Consider the following 16,204-nt stretch of genomic DNA (forward strand, 5'->3'; position numbering starts at 1 on the left):
CGAACTGTTGGCTGCCGAACTGGCAGCACTGCCTTCCGAACGTCAGGCCGAGCTGGTGCAAGGACTCCAGGAGGATCTGGTGCGTCGAAATGCGCACCCCGCCGTGATTCAGCGATTGGTAGGGAAGGGCTGGACCCATCCGATGGTGCGCCATGAGATGGTCAGCTTCTACGCCGCTGGCGCCTATGGCCCGAATTGGAACAAGCCCACCGACAAGGAGCTGCTTACCATTGCAGCAGCCCCGACCGCGTGACATTGCCTCGCGGCTGCAGGCCTGATCACACGAGTGAACGAGAGCGTTGCTAACTTCGATCAGGAGCAGCTGAGAACCTCTCTCGGTTTCCTCCGCGAAACCGGAAGAGACGGAAAGCTCAATTAAATCAATGGCTTGCTTTCACATCTGAATCGCGTGACGCCGCTGGGTCTGTGGTCAGGAGCTGCTTTTGGGCTCATACATCCGAATCCGGAAAATGATGCTTGGCGCAGGCGTCAGTCTGAGCGCCTCACTCGCATGAGTGAACGCTTACTTTGATGCTGCGCCAGCCTGGCGCAGCTGACTGTACTTTTGCAGAGGTACTTAGCGAAGCCGCACAACGCCACTGGCGTCACGGCGCGACTTCAAATCGTCGAACGATCCGAAGTCGTGGTCTACGGGGAGGCGGGCCATGTGCGCATCAGTGGCTTCGGCAACGGCCGGCGTCTCGGCGAAACGGGGCAGGGTGGTCCAGCCCATGACGCGGCCCTCGAGATGCCGGCGCTCGATGACTGCCAGCACATTCTCGAGCACGCGCACCTGCACCTTCCGCTCGGCTGGCTGCGGAGAAAGTTCGAGTTCGGGGAACTCAGGGTGTACGAAGAGAGAGCCCATATGCTTGGTCGTTGCCTGAAAACTATACTGCAATAGCTTCAGCGCAGGTGTTCCCACTTGAGGGTACAGGCATGCGCCGAGGCCATGTCATAGACAAAATACCGGTCGTCCATCCTCCTGAAAAGTGAGAGCAGCGAGCCTTTCAGATGGTTCCGCCGGATCAGGCCGTAGGCGAGATAGCGCTTGACCAGATCGTCCTGCTGCTTGCGTGTGCCGCGATGGTCAGCATGCAGCGCGACACGGCCCTGCAGCCCTTGCCAGCGACTTGCCTGGACGGCCGTGTCCAGCAGCAGGGGCATCACCACGAAGCGATCCGTGACACCAAAGGCGCGCAGGGCCGATGCGGGCGTGGAGGTCAGGAACCAGACGAATGTGCTCATCTCGCCAGGTTCGCCAGGGTACGGATAGCCGTGAACCAGCATCGCAAGACCAAGCGGAACCGCCCGTCCGGTCGGTGACGAGATGACGATCTGAAAAGCCTCGGTCAATCGGCCGTGCACATCGTTCAACAGGTACGAAGCCGTCAAGTAGCGCGGCCAATTCCAGCTCTGGTCCAGCCGGGTCGGATCGGTTGCGATGAACGGCTCGTGGATCAATCGCTGCCAATTTCCCAGCTCCATGAAGCCGGCCTCCTGGACGACGCAGTCGACCACGCCTATGCCAGGGCGCGCACGCGGGATTCTTTGGATCGCTTTGACAGAGGCTGAAGGCAAGGGAGGTCGGCGGAGAGAAACGGTGAAGGCGGCTGAGGATAGCCGGGACAAGCCCGATCCCCGCTGATCATCGTCGCACCGGTTCGAAATTCGAACGTTCGTTCGCTGTTCCGAGAAGAGCCCGCGCGTTCTGCGGGAAAAGCTATGGGGCCGTCACAGCGCCAAATAAAGTTCGGTGGGGCAGGGCGAAAACTGTGTAAATCGTAAGTCACCGGTTCGGTGAGCACGGCCTGCTTGAGCAACCGATAGAACAGCACGCCGCGTGAGCCCGAGGTGCGGCGTTGAAGTGGAAGACGAACTCGTCCACGTAGGCGTCTAGGTGCTCGGGCTGCACCGAGCCATGGTGCGTGCCCAGAATCCAGCGCTTGATCAGCCAGGCCAACCGATGCACGCCGGCCATGGACGCATGAGCGGGGCACCTGCGAGCCGAGCATGACCGTGCGCTGATGGTCGTAATCCAGTTCCTTCAACGCCCGGTAGGCGGCCGAATCATCGGTGCACACCTAGGCGCCGGGCTCGACGGCCTCTTGCACGCATGGAATTACACTGGAGGCCGAGTCATTGGCAATGCGGCGCAGCCGGATGCGCCCAAACCCCTTGGGCTGCAGTGTCTCCACCGCCATGACGACCAGCACCTTGGCCGTGCTGCTCTTGCGGCCCGCCGCAGTCAGCGGCTCCTGGCGGTCGGTCAGCGCCAAGTAGGTCTCGTCCACTTCGACTCGAGGAATGGCTTGACGCACCCGTCGAGCGCTCGCGGGATTTCCTTAACCAGTATCCGGCCGAGCATCTGATGATGACGCCCGAGCCGCTGCCGCCGAAGGAGCCCAGGCCCAAGGCTGAGCGGGCCAAGCCTAAGCAGCCACCCGAGCAGCCGACACTGTTCTAGGGCGCTAGGCCGAAGGCGGGGGGAAAGGCCTACCGCTCCTCGGCGCCTTTGCGTAACGCAATTTTCATCGTCGCGGACTATGCTTCAAGCAGACAGTCTGCCGGCGCTGGTAGAGGTTGCTTCGGCGCTCGCCCGTCAAGGGCGGTTCCTCGATGCCGGCGACTGTCGCGGGTTACGCAGCGTGTGCTTAGGTGAACGCCCCGAGGATCTGCGCGTCCATTTCGATGCGCAGCCAGTCGGCGGCGCGCTCCAACTGATTGACCTTGTCCAACTGCGCAGGCGTGGGGGCGCTGCCCTCGCCGTTGATGCACTCCATGAAGGCGACTGTCGTCTCTCCGCGCGCTTTGCGGGCTCGCTGATCCGCTTCATTCCAGCGCGCGTAAAGCCGCTTCCAGGTCTTCAACCATTGGGGACCGACTGCCATGGCTTTCTCCATCGGACGAAGCGACGTGCTTCGTGATCGAGACTCTGGCGCGTGTGGCAGCCATGTGCCACTACCAGAATTGGTAGGGAGATGGGCGATGCCGTCGGAGCGGCTCAAGCGCGCTCAGCGATTCGCAACGCGATCGGGCCCCTACTAGTCTTTTACTTCGACTTCTCCAATGCCGAAGCCCGGATCCGCTATGCGAAGGCCGAAGCGGTGATGGAGGCATGAGTGATCTGACTGTCTGCGCCGGCCGGGCGCGCATACTTATCCGCCGCGCAGCCGGCCTTCTACCGAAGATTTTGAGGAAGCACTCGCAAGATCACGTTATCTGCCCCGGCTCCCGGAACCGCGACGGTCTGACCAGGTTGGCAAGCTCGACCGGATGAGTCCTTGCCGGTGGCGGCGCACTTTTCCACCGTGGCAGCGGGCGGCGAAAACTCGACCACAATGGTGTTTTCGATCGTCGACACGTTCGACGCCGTAACGCCGGCTTCGCCCGCTGGCGCGGTAATGCCGAGGGTAAGGCTCCCGCCCTTCGTGTCCACGCCGATGACCTTGAAAGTGCCGGTCAGTTTCGTGATGCCAAGCCCGATCTTTTCTGCGTCAGGCTTCTCGGTCTTGAGCTTGAGCAGTTCGTCCCGCACTGTGCCGAGCACCTCGTGCATGTTGCCCAGTACTTGCGGCTTTTCCGCCGGCGGGCGGAACATGCAGCAGCCGGTTGTTGCGATGGCGAGACCGATGATCGCGGCCGCCATAAAAAAACTTCGCATGCGCTTCTCCTCATTGAAGTGGGCTACGAATCCTCCGCTGGAGCTTTGTGTCAATACTCCGTTCTGAGGTTGCAGGTAGGGCGGAGCCCTTCCGCCGGAGGGCACTTAGGAGCCCGTTGTCATTTCAGGGGATCAGCTCGATCGCCTTCCTGCCTGCATCCGTGATCTGCGCATAGACCGTGCGCTGCCCGTAGGTCTCGCGGCCCTTCGACATCGGCGTGCGGCGCAGGACCACCCATCCCTTCGCCTCATAGGTCTCAGCCTGGGCGATCTCATCGCTGGATAGAAGCTCGTGGAGGTTGCCGGTCGCGGCGATCTTGCGCAGGAGGTGCATTTCGGTTCCTTGGGTGATGACCCGGGCAGTTTGCCCGCTAGCGAAGCTATGGTGACTGCGGCCTAATTGCGCTTCGCAATCTAGTGCGCACCACTCTCAATCGGCGCTGTGAAGACAGGGCGCATCCACTGAGATCAGCCTCGACATCCCAATACTGGAGAATCTTTGACCACATGGGGCGCACTCTCATGAGCCCAGAAGATGCTCGTCTCCTGTGGGAAATTGCCGCCGGCCTCGGCATTGGCGGCCTGATCGGAATTGGCCTTACCTGGCTCGTGCTCAAGTTCTTCGTGTCCAGCTACCTGGCCGAGAAGGGCAAGAACCTCGCCACAAAGGAAGACATCGCCGAGATCACTCGCAAGATCGAGGGCGTCAAGAGCGAATACCTTGCCTGAAGGCTTGAATGAACGGCCTTGCCGATGCCGTCTCTACCTCAAAGGGATGCTTGAACGAATGAGTTGCAGGCCGGGCGCCCACCGGCTGCACGCCGGTGCCGGGCTGCTCCAGGTTCGCGCGGTCGCGCTCATCCCCTCACGGGGACGGGCCTGCTGGCCCGCCTTGTGCATCCCTGGCGCGGGATCGGAAGCGGGTTGCATCCGAGGTTGGTGAGGGTGGGGGAGGGGCTTGCCTGTGTGTCCTCAGCGTACCCCACCGTTCTCGCGTTCAAGGCCCTGCGCGCGCTTCGCGTGCTCGGCGCGTCCCGCGCGCCTGCGGCGACCTTGAGCGCTGCGCTGCGGCGGGGTGGTCCGGGGTCACGCAGGCAATCCCGCCTGTGTCATCCACAGGAGCTCACCATGACCGCATCTCTCGATCTCACCACCCAGCAACGCCGCATCGTCGATGCCTTGCGCCCCATCCTTGGCGCGGAGGCCGACGCGCTGTACGAGGCCCACGGCCGTTCGCTGCACAAGCTGGCCGGCTTCGCCCGTGACTCGTCGATGCCCGGTTGCCGACGCCTGGCGACCAGCCTGGCGCTGGCGCAGGAGCTGCTCGCCGAGGAGATGATTGCCGGGCCGGTGTTCGACTCGCCGACGGCGGTGAGCGATTTCCTGAAGCTGCACTTTGCGGGGCAGCCCTACGAGAGCTTCGTGGTCATGTACCTCGACGCGCAGCATCGGCTGATCGCGATCGAAGACCTCTTTCGCGGCACGCTCGCCCAGGCCAGCGTGTACCCGCGCGAGATCGCGCGCAGGGCCCTCCTTCACAACGCGGCGGCGCTGATCGTGGCGCACAACCACCCAAGCGGTGCAGCCGAGCCGTCGCGTGCGGATGAAGCGCTGACGAGCGCGCTGAAGGCGTCGCTGTCGCTGCTCGACGTTCGCGTGCTCGATCACCTGGTCATCGCCGGCAACCAGGCGACGTCGCTCGCACAGCGCGGGCTGATGTAGCGCCATGGGGCTTCGGCCCTTTCTGCTGGCTCCGCCGCATGGCGCGGCTTCGAAGCCTTGCACGTGAGTGGCCGCTGGAGCGCGGCCACTTGCAGCGCAAGAAAACATGCCTCCTGGAGCCTCTGCGCCCGCGCGCTGAGGAGGGCGCGGCCTGCTGGCCGCTTGCAGACACCGACGGGTGGGTGGATGCGGCGTGCCGGCGTCGTGCGCCGCGGTGGATCTGCCTTCGAAGCCGCCTCTTGGCCGACGCATAGCTCGCCCGGGCCGCTGTCCAGGGCTCGGGCTTTGCCACCGTCCTCACCCGGTCCTCTCTTCGCTCGGCTGCGGCCTCCGGGCGGTCCCTGGACATCGGCCCTTTGCGCTCGCTCTTCATGCGTCGAGGCGGCTCCGAAAGCAGATGTTCAACCACCGCGGCACACCCCGCAGAAAGGCTCAGCCATGCATGCAACTTCTTCCACCCGTCAACGCAATGCGGACAACCGAACAGCCACGGGCGTTCCCCCCGTACCCCCCGAGGGCTCACCAAAAGCAGGCCAGGTTGAAGGCGAAGCCCGGACGAGCCGCAGCAGCGGCCGGATGGATGTCCGGCAGGTCATCACGGACCGCATCATCGGCATGCTCGAGAAGGGCGGCAACGTGTTCCGGGAGCGCTGGACGCGGGCGGCCGCGCGTGGCGTGGCGCGCAACGGCAAGACCGGCGAGCCCTATCACGGCGCCAATGTGCTGCTGCTCTGGGACGAGGCGATCGAGCAGGGTTATGGCTCGAATGTCTGGATGACGTACAAGCAGGCAGCCGGTCTCGGCGCGCAGGTGCGGCGCGGGGAAAAAGCCGTGCTTTGCGCGCATTTCGAGCGGCGCCCGGTCAAGGGACGTGATCAGGGCGACGTTGACAGATCAGCCGCTGATGGCGAAGACCGTACGGAGGAGGGCGGGCAGCGCGGCGTGCTGTTGTGCAGGCCGTTCTGGGTGTTCAACGTGGCGCAGATCGATGGCCTTCCGCTGGAGCTCATCGACGGTCATTGCTATCCGCCGGGCCCGTCCTGCCCATCGGTGGAGGCGGCATTGCGGCTGGTGGCAGGGAGCTGCGCCGAGATTCGGCATGGCTTCGAGCGAGCCATGTACATGCCCGAGTTGGACGAGATCCGGTTGCCATGGCCACGGCGCTTCAGCGGTCCCGAGGCGTACTGCGCGACGACGCTGCACGAGCTGGTGCATTGGACCGGGCACGCGAGCCGGCTGAACCGGCAATTCGGCCGGCGCTTCGGCGATGCAGCCTATGCGTTCGAGGAGCTGGTGGCCGAACTCGGTTCGGCCTTCGTGCTCGGCCACTGCGGACTGGTGGACGCCACGATCGAAGGGCATGCGGCGTACCTGGACAGCTGGCTGCAGGTCCTGAAGAACGATCGCACCGCCATCTTCACGGCGGCGCGCCATGCTGGGGCGGCCTTCGAGTTCATCCTGTCGAAGGGATTGCCGGAGGGGGACCGGTCGCCTGAGCTTCCAATACAGGCATGACTTGCGGTGTCCGTGCCGGCTGTCGCCGACCCGGTCTCGCCGCCGGCAGGGCCAGCGCTCGTCCTACTCCTCGAGCTCAGCCCGGATGTGGGCACCCGCGGTGTACTCCGGCAACCGGCTGCGGGGTATCCGTCGCCGATCGCGGCGGCCATCTCGACGACCTGCAGGCACAACTCGACCATGTTCCGGTCGAGCTTGTCGCCCGGGCGGATCAGGCCGACTTCGACGGCTGCCGCTGTGAAGCGCGCGATGGGGTCGCGCGCCATGCCGACCGGGTCGGCATCCTCGTCTTCCACCTGCTCGGAGACGATGCTGGAGAGGAAGCCCATGCCCATCGACTACTCCTTGTCTATGTTCGCGCAGCTTAGCGCTGCGCGTCATCCGGCGGATTTCTAGCTTGCCGATCGGCGAACCACTGCGCGTAGGGGCTGTCGCGCACCAAGTGGCGATCAAGGTCCGGCGCGCCGTCGGTCCACCAGGGCGGGCCGTGCCCGCCTAAGGCGATCCTGGCGGCGTGTATCTGGCTTCGGGCTTGACGAGGCGCAGCGGCTTCGCCGCCGCGCCGCGCGATCGCCATCGCGCGGCGGGCATCCATCAGCCGCTCGACGAGGCGCTGGCGCTCCTCGCGGGTCAGCCCAGGGTTGGCAGCGCGCCAGAGACGCCCGCGCGCGACGATGTAGCGCCCGTCGGGCGTGAGCGGGTATTGCTCGGTTGAGGCCAAGGTGCCGTGGGGACCTGTCATCCGTTCGAGCGCGCCGACGCCTGGCGCAATTCGCCGAGGCGCTGCGCTTCTTCTGCGTCCCTCAGGCTCTTGGCGGCGCGTGCAGCCGAATACTCGACGTAGAGCGTGTCGATGATCTTGCCCCATTCGGCCGCCGCCGCCCGCTTTGCGGCGTCTTCGCCGAGATCCTTCGTGGAAGCTCCGGCGTGTTCGGGCTGATCGTGATCCTTGGCCCGGAGCGGCCGGGTGGGGAAGGCTGGAACGGCAACGCCAGCCTTGCGAAGGATGGTCTCTTTCTGGTCTGTTGTCAGCATGCGTGTCTCCTGCAAGCGCCGTTCCAGCCTTATGTCTGGAAACGCGCGCCATCAGTGATTTCTTGATCTACATCATTGCCGGCTCTGCGCGCTGCTCGGCAGTGCGTTCAGATCCGGCCATTTGAGAGGTGAGGGTCGATGCGGCCAAACGCAAGGGCTGTGCCATTCCTGCAGTGATGCCTGATGCGGGCGCCCCCCGGCTGCGCCGGTGCCGGGCTGCTCTAGGCTCGCGCCTTCGCGCTCATCCCCAGTCTGGACTGGTCGCGCCAGCCTTGCGCTTTCGCAGAAAAGCTCAGCCATGCATGCAACTCGACCCGCCCGCCGTGGGTGTATCGATGGCTAGCGTGATCGACGAAAACTCGATGGGCTCTGAGCGCCAGCAGTGCCATGTCCGGTTCTCCTGGCAGCCACGCTAGCTCGAGCGCCGTCCACCTCCGGCGGATGGCAAGCGATCCAGGAAGCGGTGGGAGGGTGGGCTTGCTTGCTGTTCCCTTCATCGTTGCACGGCGTTCTCGCCGTCAAGGTCTGCGCGCACTCCGTGCGCTTGCGTCCTGCGGCCGTCTTCGAACCCTGACGGCTGCGCTGCGCCGTGCCTCTTGCGGTCTCGGGCAATCCCGCCCTGCATCCTTCCAAGGAAAGACCATGACGCACTTCCTCACCGGCGCTCTTCGCGCGCATCTTCTGGCCAATGGCCGTCGGTACCTCGAAGATCCAGACTTCGATCCCGTTCCTTCGGTCAAGCTGTTCACGCCCGATGCGGGCGCGACGTGGCTGATCGTCGCGATCGACCCCGATGACCACGACAGGGCATTCGGCCTCTGCGACCTGGGGCTCGGCTTCCCCGAAATCGGCTATGTGAGCCTGGCGGAGCTGACCGCTCTGCGTGGCCGCTTCGGGCTTCCGGTGGAGCGCGATCTGCACTTCAACGCCGACAAACGCCTGAGCGCGTACGCGCGTGAAGCGCGGATGGCGGGGCGCATCGTGGCGTAGACGCCAGAGGCACCGGTCATCGCGCACGGCCGGTGCCGTTCCTTCGGCCCCGGCAGCCGGGGAGACGGCCGGATCTACGGTCACACGTCGGACCAACAATAAGCGGCTGACCGCGACCCTGCCTTGCTGTCCTGATCCCGCAAGCCAGGATGAGCGCGTTGCCTGTTCTTCAGCCTATGGCATGGAGCGGCGAGCAGTGGTTCACGCGAACGTTGCGATGCCCTATGGTGGAGAAGCCGAGTTCAGGAAGGCGCGATCCCGTTGCCCTGTTCGTCCCCCATGTGGACTGACGGTGGAGATGAGGGCATCCTGAGGGGTGAGCGGGCGCAACAATGCCCCAGCGATGACGGTCAGGACGTCAATCGCCGCTGACCGGTCGCGATAGGTAGTCGTGAATCCAAGAGCGCGCCTTGGTCGCCAGGAGCCTCCTGGCCTCATCCTCAGAGCTGACAGCACCCGCCAGCGACAACCTGCACACATGTTTCCCCCTGCGCTTCACGTCGGCGAAGTAGTAGTTGTCGCCTTTTGCGTCCGCACCGAGGTCCATGGTCCAGTCGGCAGGCGCGAGTGGTGCAGCGGGATCGGTCGATTCCAAGGGGTACAGGTTCATCTTCGGTGGTTACGTCGTTGCATGGCTCCGCCGAGAATAAATGAGCCAACACGCACGACAGGTCGGCAGGGTCCGCCAAGCTCGGCGCTTCCATGCCACATGCGGTCAGACGCCCCGGACGGGGTAGCCCAGGGCCCGCAGACCCTTGAGCGTACGGTCGTTGCGCGGCGGGTAGTCGTCCGGGCGCGCCCAGCCGACGACTTCGCCCCAGGTGCTGAATTGCAGCCATGGCAACCGCCACTCCGGCGAGCGTGCCGCGTTCCAGATGCGACGCTCGACCGGGCCGGGACCCCAGATGACGTACTCGAATACTTCCAGGGGCGTCCGATTCGTCTCGGTGCGGGCTTCCCAGATCTGTCCTGCGTGCGCAAGGGCTTTGATATGTCGATCCTGTCGTTCTGCGGACAGGCCGAGCTCCAGGTTGTCCCGCTTGCTCGCATAGTCGTTGAAGGCATGCACCATCGACATGGCCGTCGCAAACTCATCGCGCGTAAGGGTCGGCAGCCTGTCTCTTGCCAGAAGGGTGCGGAGCTTCGGGGCCCAGTCGAGCAAGGTGTTGCGCTCGCCTTCGTGGTCGAAGTCGGCCCGCTTCCACCAGGCGAGCGCCTCCTTCAATGCCGCTGCGGGGTCGATCCTGTTCTTCGTGAAGGCCGTCTCGACGTGGTGGCCGCCCTTGTGACCTTCGACAACCTGGTAGTAGTAGGCGTGGACGAACTGGTCGGCTTGCGCGCCAGGCGGCGTGCCGGCAGGGATCCACGCGGGGCGGTTGCTGCCGAGCACGAGCTGGTCGGCGATGTCGCGCAGCACCTGCAGCGACTCGCGCCAGCGGCGCTCGAATTCCTGGTAGCCGCGCTCGACAACACTTTGCTTGTCGACGCTGGCCAGGCCAGCGCCTGGCGGGAAGAAGCGCGGGGCGGTCTTCTCAAGTTCATAGGCGGCCGCGTCGGCTGCCGTGCCGAGCTTCTGGAGTTCCAGGAGATGTTTGTAGAAGGCCTCGTCGATGACCTCGGCGCGCGCGTCGACGACATCGAAGAAGGTGCGCAGCTCCTCCATCATCGACGTCCTTTCCATGTCCTCCTCACGCAGGAAGGCACCAGCTTCGATATTCGACACCCAGGCCCGGTTGGTCATGTTGGCGGAACCGATGTAGGCACCCACGCCCACCCACCAGATCACCTTCGCGTGGAGGATGTCCGGCACCATGCGGCAGGTGAAGCTCGGGCTCTTCTGATCGAGGAACCAGCGCACCACGGCCGGGTGCACCGGGACCGTGTGGTCGTAGCGGCCGTAGTAGGTCAGGGGCCTGGCCAGGCTTTTGCAGGTCTCCAGCAGGATCAGGTTGTCCTTGTCGGCGTAGGCGATCGCTGCGCGCACCTCGGTGCACTCGGGCGTGTGGCGAGCGACGAGGTTGTGCAGCCATCCCTTGTTGATGGCGCCGGCGATGAGTTCCACGGGTGTCCGTCTCGTTGTGACTAAAGGGGCGCCAGCGTAGCTCCGACGCTGGCGCATTCTCTTGGCTGCAGGCGCAATCGGCTGCGGATGGAACCGGCGGAACCCGGCAAGGTTGTGGCGGGTTTCACGCTGCGGTTCATTTCCTGATGGACTTGGCCGGATCGGGGAGGGGAGGGCGTCCCACCGGCTTCGCCGCTGTCGGGCTGCTCCAGGTTCGCGCTGTCGCGCTCATCCCCTCACGGGGACTGGCCTGTTGGCCAGCCTTGCGCATCCCTGGCGCGGAGGCAAGGGGACGTCCGTCCCCTGAACTTCCATTGATCAGACCGGCCTTCGGCCGGTAGAGGCGCTCGCCGCGCGGCGTTCCGGTGCGCGTCGCCCTCCTGCAGTGCTGCCGTTTTCCAGAGTCCTTCGCTTTGTCCGGTGACTCTGCGCCCGCGCTGCCGGGCGACCGGCTCGCGCCTGCAAGGGGGTGTTCATAACGCGTGCGCGTTACGAATGCTTCCCCCTTGCTCCCCCGTCCCCGCCGTCGCTGTCGTTCACCGGGCGAAGAACTCAGGAAAACGGCGGCCAGCTCCGGGTAGGAGGCCGATGCGAACCGGAACCCTTCATGGAAGGGCTCTGAATCTAGGAACCCGGCATCTCTTCATCAACTTCAACTGCAAAGGAAACCGAAATGACTGTCATTGCCAAGCCAAGGAAGATCGTTGCATCGCGAGCGCGCAAGCCAGCTGCGATGGCTGAAGCTGCAACGCCTGCAAATGTCGAACCCATGGGGCGCGATGTGCTGGTACCGCTCGACAAGCTGTTCGTCGGCGAGGCCAACGTGCGCAAGGTGCACCACGAAGAAGGTTTGATCGAACTGGCTGCGCTGATCGAGGCGCAAGGGCTACTGCAGCGCCTGAGCGTGGTGGCACATCCCGAGGGGCGCTTTGCCGTGGTGGCGGGGGGAAGGCGACTGCGTGCGATGCAAATTCTGGTTGCGAACGGGCGGTGGCAAGCGTCTCAGCCCATCGAGTGCAAGCTGTACGACGAAGACCAAGCCGTGCAGGTGTCGCTCGCGGAGAACTCTGGCCGCGAGAGCATGCACCCAGCCGACCAGATGGAAGCCTTCAAGCGGTTGATTGACGAAGGCCTGACGGCCGCCCAGGTTGCGGGCCGGTTCGGCGTTTCGCCTCTAACGGTGGAACGCAGGCTCAAGCTGGCACGACTCGCGCCGCGTTTTCTGGATCTGTACCGCGCCGACGAGATTGAGCCCGAACAACTCCAGGCGCTCGCGTTGATCGACGAGCACGCGGCGCAGGAGGCCGTTTGGGACGGCCTGAGCGTCTATGACCGCAGCGCCTGGCGCATCCGTAGCGTCATCACGTCCGAGGCGTGCTGCGCCGACAGCCGGCTCGCACGTTTCGTCGGACTGGATCACTACGAGGCCAAGGGCGGCACAGTGCGCCGCGATCTCTTTTCGTCGGCTGACGACCTGTCAGGCATCTTCCTCGACAACCCCGAACTGCTGCAGACGCTCGCCATGGAGAAGCTGCGCGGCATGGCCGCGTCGATCAAGGAGGAGGGCTGGTCATGGGTCGAGTGCTCGCTCGATACGGACACGACTGCGTTTCGTGGATATGGTCGGGTGGACATGGAACAGCGCGAGCCCTCCGCCGAGGAAGCGCAGGTGATCGAGGCGCTGTCTGCCGAGCAACGCGCCTGCGCCGATGCCTACGACCGGCATCAGGACGAAGGCGATCCGGATGCCAATGATTTTGATCGGGTAGAGCAGGAACTGGCCGAAGCGCTTGAGGCCGTCGACCGGAAGCTGGAGGAAGTCAACGAGGACCGGTGGCACTGGGGCGCGGAACGCTTGGCCATCGCGGGCGCGATCCTGCGCATCGACACCCGAGGCGGTGTGCTGGTCGAACGTGGCTTGGTGAGGCCAGAAGACAGGAAGGCAGAGAACCAGGCGGGAAGCATGGATGACGAAGGCCAGCCGCGCGACGAAGCGAGCAGCCCAACGAGAGTCAAAGCCGAGTTCAGCGAAAAGCTCATGCGCGACCTGACTTCGCACCGGACCGCGGCGATCCAGGCGGCGCTGGTGCAGAACCCGCGCGTTGCGCTCGTGACGCTGGTGCACCGCATGGCAGAGACAGTGTTCGGCCTCTACGGATCGGGCGACGACATCGTGAAGGTGTCGCTTCGGTTGATGGGAGACAGCGCACTCGCGCAGGAGGCGAGCGAGTACTCGGAGAGCCCCGCGGCGACGGTTCTCGGCGTCGCGGAGGCGGAGTGGGACGACCGCCTGCCTGGAACGCCTGCTGCCTTGTTCCAGTGGCTCTTGGCGCAGTCTCACGAGACGTTGCTTGAACTGCTCGCCTACTGCACCGCGCGCAGCATCAATGCGGTAGCCAGTCGGCCGCGCGGCCGTAACCACAGCGATGCGCTCGTCGAAGCGCTGGGTGTCGATATGGCCGACTGGTGGCTTCCCACCAAACGCCGCTACCTCGACAGTGTGAGCAAATCGAAGGCATTGGAAGCTGTGAAGGAGGCCATTGGCGGCGAACCTGCGCAGGCGACCATTGGCATGAAGAAGGGTGACCTCGTGGCGTACTGCGCCGCGAAGCTGGAAGGGACGCGGTGGCTGCCGTCGCCGCTTCGTGCAGCCAACCCCGACGATGAAGATCCCGCAGGGGCAACGCGCGACGCTTCCGAAGAGTGAGTCCTGCAAACATCCAAGCCGACGAGGCAAGCTTCGTCGGCTTTTTTATTTGCCGATCACGTCGTGCACCTTGGTGCGGGTGCCGGCGTCGAGCGACGACCACGCGGACTGGAGCGCACGCCCGATGCGCGCCTGCTCAAGAAGATCGCGCCCGATGAAGCATAGAAGGGCGCTCACAAGCGCGGCGGACAGCAACGCGCTTCCCACCGAGGTGGCTAGCAATGCCGGCCAGCGTCGCTGTTGCGGCGGCTTCGCTGCCGATCCTGCACCCTCGCTCTCCATCGAGGCTTCGATGCGGGCGGCCGAGCCATTCAGTTTTCGGGCTGCTTCGAGGAGCGCCGGCTGGGCGTCCACGGTTCGCTGGACCAGCGAGCCGAGTGTTTGCAGATCCGCGTTCAGTTCCTCGCGCACCGTCTTCAGCGTCGTCGTCACCTGCTCGGCCTGCTTCAGCAAAGGCTCGACATCCTCCAGCAGGATCCGTAGCGCCGCATGCTGGGCGCTGGTCGGGCTCATGCCCTTCGGGCCTTCGCCGACGCAGCTGCCGCCGGAAACAGCATGCCGTGCACCTGAGACAAGTTCTCGTGCGCGGTTGCAGCCAGGTCGTGCGTCATCTGAGCTGCCATCGCGCGCTCCATTGCGACCAGATCACCGGCTCGCTTCGCATCGCCACGTGCGGCCTTCCAGTCAGTACTGTCCTGCGCCAGCTCCATGATGGTCTTCTTGCTGGACTTCGCCAGCTCATAGACCTCGTTCAGCATGACGACCGCAAATGGCTCGAACACTGCCTTGCCTTTGCCGTCTGTCGCGCCGTAGCCGGCTACTTGTGCGTAGACCAGCTCGACCGGCTCCAGGCTTGCGGTGGCGTACTGGTTGAAGAGCACCCGCACCTTCTTGCCGTCGATGCCGAGCTTGTGCAACCAATCGATGGTCGCGATGGTGTCGCGCTGCTGCTTGTCGGCGGGCACGGTCGGCACCAGCACCAGGTCGAACTCGCCGACGGCGCTCTTGAAGCGCGTCATCTCGGTCATGAATGCCGCCACGTTCGAGGCGCCCACGTCGACGATCACTTCGTCGTTGAACATGATTTCCCGGAAGATCTCCTTGAACCGACTGGCACTCAGCTCCTCGACATCCAATGCCTCCACGTCGTTGACGTTGCTGGCATTGATGGACTCGACGCTGATGATCTTGGAGCCGGGCGCGAAAGCGGCGAGCAGATGGACGGCAAGCGTGCTCTTGCCGACGTTGCCTGAGAGGTTGAGGACACAGATCTTCATTTGCGGGTCTTCCGATGGAGGTCTCTGGCGACTTGCGCGTAGTCGCGCGAGGCCACTTGCTTGGCTCCGGCCAGTGCGTCGAGCACGCGTGTGGGGGAGAGAGGTGGGGCGGCGGCGACAAACGCGTTTTGGCCGACAGGATTGATGACCTCGGCCGTCGAAACCGGCTTGGGAGGCGCTGCGGTGCCCGCGCCCCGGTCAGCAATTCCCGTGGCAGTTTTCCGGGCTCTCACCAGGCTGACTCGGTAGTTGTTCCAGCTGGTGCGGAGCCCGCCAGCCTGAAGGCGCGCATGGATGGCCGAATGGCTGTGGCCCAACCGATTCGCCTCGGCGATCAGCTCGCGAAGCCGGGAAATGGCGATCGAGCTGCTTCGCAGGTTCTCCGCGACCAGGCTTTCCGCGCGTTGTTGAACAAGATCGAGGATGTTCTGATTGGCCATGCTGCTGGCTAAACGTACGATTCGACGCTACATTGTGCCGTACCAATCGCGTATTGTCTTGTACTGCAGGATGCATCGTGAGTACATCGAAGACGCAGCAGGAGTACATCTTGAGCACAGTTTGGACGCAGTTGGCCTTCGGCCTGCTGTCACGCTCTCGGCCGATCCTTCGGCTCGACCGACCTGTTTTCCTCAACGAAGGTCGCGTTCTGGCGGACGGCGCGGGATTCGCCGACTCGCCTAGGGCGATACACCATACGCACTTACCAAGTGCGCGGGAACCCGCATGGATGCTGGAAAGTCCGGTATGACCGACCCTTTGCGCGGTATGACTTCGGACACGCAAACCCGCGTGGTTGCTGGCTGAGCAGGTAGGACCATGGCCAGCATCGTCTCGATCAAGTTCAACGACGAGGAAACCGAGATCCTCGGCCGTGCCCATGCGGCGTCCGGCGTGCCGGGCCTGAGCTCGCACATCAAGCAGGTGTACTTCGACGCCGTCCGGCTGCAGGTGGACGTGCTGCAGGGGATTCGGGGTGACCTGGATCGCATCGCAGCGAATGTGGAGCGCCTGCGCGAACATCAGGCCGAGGCGGCCGAGCGGGGGGCCGTGGGCAGAGGGATCCGGGGATCAGGGCGGGACGACGACACCGACCTCCTGCTCAGCATCTTGTGCGGCCTCTACGTCATGGTGCGCAAGTCGGTGGGCGACAGTATCCGGGCGCAGGCCGACCAGGTGCTGGAGATCTCGGCCATTGAGAGCTACCTCAAGGGTCGGTAGCGAAGGGCGCG

The 16,204-nt window shown here is 64.4% G+C and carries 21 protein-coding genes and 1 pseudogene; 8 read left to right on the top strand and 14 right to left on the bottom strand.

The features are described 5' to 3' along the window. On the top strand, nucleotides 1-253 hold a 253-nt coding region (locus Q392_RS33330), incomplete at its 5' end, for a hypothetical protein (RefSeq protein ID WP_169748270.1). A gap of 324 nt (nucleotides 254-577) precedes the next feature. Here Q392_RS33330 and Q392_RS01440 read toward each other — a convergent pair. The 4 genes and pseudogenes from Q392_RS01440 to Q392_RS32555 form a co-directional block, all read right to left on the bottom strand. After that, nucleotides 578-868, bottom strand: a complete 291-nt coding sequence (locus Q392_RS01440; protein ID WP_038200560.1) for a hypothetical protein — start codon at nucleotides 866-868, stop codon at nucleotides 578-580. 38 nt (nucleotides 869-906) lie between these two features. Further along, entirely contained in the window at nucleotides 907-1,488 is a 582-nt protein-coding gene (locus Q392_RS01445) for a hypothetical protein (protein WP_157007687.1), read from the bottom strand. Nucleotides 1,489-1,784: 296 nt separating this feature from the next. Beyond that, nucleotides 1,785-2,300, bottom strand: a pseudogene (locus Q392_RS01450) (IS1595 family transposase); the annotation flags it as partial. A 354-nt stretch (nucleotides 2,301-2,654) separates the two neighbouring features. Next, complete coding sequence (locus Q392_RS32555; RefSeq protein ID WP_157007690.1) at nucleotides 2,655-2,891, bottom strand: hypothetical protein; 237 nt, start codon at nucleotides 2,889-2,891, stop codon at nucleotides 2,655-2,657. A gap of 90 nt (nucleotides 2,892-2,981) precedes the next feature. Between Q392_RS32555 and Q392_RS32560 the strand changes: the two genes are divergently transcribed. After that, nucleotides 2,982-3,122 carry a hypothetical protein gene (locus Q392_RS32560; protein WP_157007692.1) on the top strand — a complete coding sequence of 47 codons (141 nt, stop codon included), beginning with the start codon at nucleotides 2,982-2,984 and terminating at the stop codon, nucleotides 3,120-3,122. A 59-nt stretch (nucleotides 3,123-3,181) separates the two neighbouring features. Here the strand turns inward: Q392_RS32560 and Q392_RS01455 are convergent, their stop codons facing one another. Beyond that, nucleotides 3,182-3,664, bottom strand: a complete 483-nt coding sequence (locus tag Q392_RS01455) for a hypothetical protein (RefSeq protein WP_157007695.1) — start codon at nucleotides 3,662-3,664, stop codon at nucleotides 3,182-3,184. A 124-nt stretch (nucleotides 3,665-3,788) separates the two neighbouring features. After that, on the bottom strand, nucleotides 3,789-3,998 hold the full coding sequence (locus Q392_RS01460; RefSeq protein WP_038200565.1) for a hypothetical protein: 210 nt from the start codon (nucleotides 3,996-3,998) through the stop codon (nucleotides 3,789-3,791). 188 nt (nucleotides 3,999-4,186) lie between these two features. Between Q392_RS01460 and Q392_RS32565 the strand changes: the two genes are divergently transcribed. The 3 genes from Q392_RS32565 to Q392_RS01470 all read left to right on the top strand — a co-directional run bounded on the left by Q392_RS32565 (nucleotide 4,187) and on the right by Q392_RS01470 (nucleotide 6,901). Next, nucleotides 4,187-4,393 carry a hypothetical protein gene (locus tag Q392_RS32565; protein ID WP_157007698.1) on the top strand — a complete coding sequence of 69 codons (207 nt, stop codon included), beginning with the start codon at nucleotides 4,187-4,189 and terminating at the stop codon, nucleotides 4,391-4,393. Nucleotides 4,394-4,792: 399 nt separating this feature from the next. Further along, nucleotides 4,793-5,386, top strand: a complete 594-nt coding sequence (gene radC, locus Q392_RS01465) for a RadC family protein (RefSeq protein WP_051952657.1) — start codon at nucleotides 4,793-4,795, stop codon at nucleotides 5,384-5,386. A 576-nt stretch (nucleotides 5,387-5,962) separates the two neighbouring features. Beyond that, nucleotides 5,963-6,901 carry an ArdC family protein gene (locus Q392_RS01470; protein WP_038200568.1) on the top strand — a complete coding sequence of 313 codons (939 nt, stop codon included), beginning with the start codon at nucleotides 5,963-5,965 and terminating at the stop codon, nucleotides 6,899-6,901. A 364-nt stretch (nucleotides 6,902-7,265) separates the two neighbouring features. On the opposite strand, the gene Q392_RS01480 is transcribed toward Q392_RS01470, so the two are convergent. From Q392_RS01480 to Q392_RS32570, 3 genes are all read right to left on the bottom strand, one after another. Continuing rightward, nucleotides 7,266-7,622 (bottom strand): hypothetical protein, encoded by a 357-nt coding sequence (locus tag Q392_RS01480; RefSeq protein ID WP_038200850.1) that lies wholly within the window; start codon nucleotides 7,620-7,622, stop codon nucleotides 7,266-7,268. Nucleotides 7,623-7,639: 17 nt separating this feature from the next. Further along, on the bottom strand, nucleotides 7,640-7,936 hold the full coding sequence (locus Q392_RS01485) for a hypothetical protein (RefSeq protein WP_038200571.1): 297 nt from the start codon (nucleotides 7,934-7,936) through the stop codon (nucleotides 7,640-7,642). Nucleotides 7,937-8,157: 221 nt separating this feature from the next. After that, entirely contained in the window at nucleotides 8,158-8,325 is a 168-nt protein-coding gene (locus tag Q392_RS32570; RefSeq protein WP_157007700.1) for a hypothetical protein, read from the bottom strand. Between the two features lie 253 nt (nucleotides 8,326-8,578). On the opposite strand from Q392_RS32570, the gene Q392_RS01490 reads away from it, so the two are divergent. Next, the gene (locus tag Q392_RS01490; protein WP_038200573.1) at nucleotides 8,579-8,926 is read left to right on the top strand and encodes a DUF2958 domain-containing protein; all 348 of its coding nucleotides are present in this window, start codon (nucleotides 8,579-8,581) and stop codon (nucleotides 8,924-8,926) included. Between the two features lie 358 nt (nucleotides 8,927-9,284). Here the strand turns inward: Q392_RS01490 and Q392_RS01495 are convergent, their stop codons facing one another. Beyond that, nucleotides 9,285-9,536: a hypothetical protein gene (locus Q392_RS01495; protein ID WP_038200575.1), complete on the bottom strand. Its 252-nt coding sequence runs from the start codon at nucleotides 9,534-9,536 to the stop codon at nucleotides 9,285-9,287. Between the two features lie 105 nt (nucleotides 9,537-9,641). Next, nucleotides 9,642-10,988, bottom strand: a complete 1,347-nt coding sequence (locus Q392_RS33755; protein WP_051952662.1) for a phospholipase D family protein — start codon at nucleotides 10,986-10,988, stop codon at nucleotides 9,642-9,644. Nucleotides 10,989-11,661: 673 nt separating this feature from the next. On the opposite strand from Q392_RS33755, the gene Q392_RS01505 reads away from it, so the two are divergent. After that, entirely contained in the window at nucleotides 11,662-13,695 is a 2,034-nt protein-coding gene (locus tag Q392_RS01505) for a ParB/RepB/Spo0J family partition protein (RefSeq protein ID WP_084216777.1), read from the top strand. A 45-nt stretch (nucleotides 13,696-13,740) separates the two neighbouring features. On the opposite strand, the gene Q392_RS01510 is transcribed toward Q392_RS01505, so the two are convergent. From Q392_RS01510 to Q392_RS32575, 3 genes are read right to left on the bottom strand one after another with little or no spacing between them, the layout of a single operon-like run. Further along, nucleotides 13,741-14,208, bottom strand: a complete 468-nt coding sequence (locus Q392_RS01510) for a hypothetical protein (RefSeq protein ID WP_038200577.1) — start codon at nucleotides 14,206-14,208, stop codon at nucleotides 13,741-13,743. After that, entirely contained in the window at nucleotides 14,205-14,972 is a 768-nt protein-coding gene (gene stbB / locus Q392_RS01515; protein ID WP_051952666.1) for a StbB family protein, read from the bottom strand. The genes Q392_RS01510 and stbB overlap by 4 nt, the downstream gene beginning before the upstream one ends. Beyond that, nucleotides 14,969-15,412, bottom strand: coding sequence for a hypothetical protein (locus tag Q392_RS32575; RefSeq protein WP_157007702.1), 444 nt, complete (start codon nucleotides 15,410-15,412; stop codon nucleotides 14,969-14,971). Before Q392_RS32575 ends, stbB begins: the two co-directional genes overlap by 4 nt. A 379-nt stretch (nucleotides 15,413-15,791) precedes the next feature. Here Q392_RS32575 and Q392_RS33335 point away from each other — a divergent pair, with 379 nt between their 5' ends. Beyond that, complete coding sequence (locus tag Q392_RS33335) at nucleotides 15,792-16,193, top strand: hypothetical protein (RefSeq protein ID WP_038200578.1); 402 nt, start codon at nucleotides 15,792-15,794, stop codon at nucleotides 16,191-16,193. Nucleotides 16,194-16,204 lie beyond the last annotated feature (11 nt).

The sequence above is a fragment of the Xenophilus azovorans DSM 13620 genome, from assembly GCF_000745855.1.
GTDB lineage: Bacteria > Pseudomonadota > Gammaproteobacteria > Burkholderiales > Burkholderiaceae_C > Xenophilus > Xenophilus azovorans.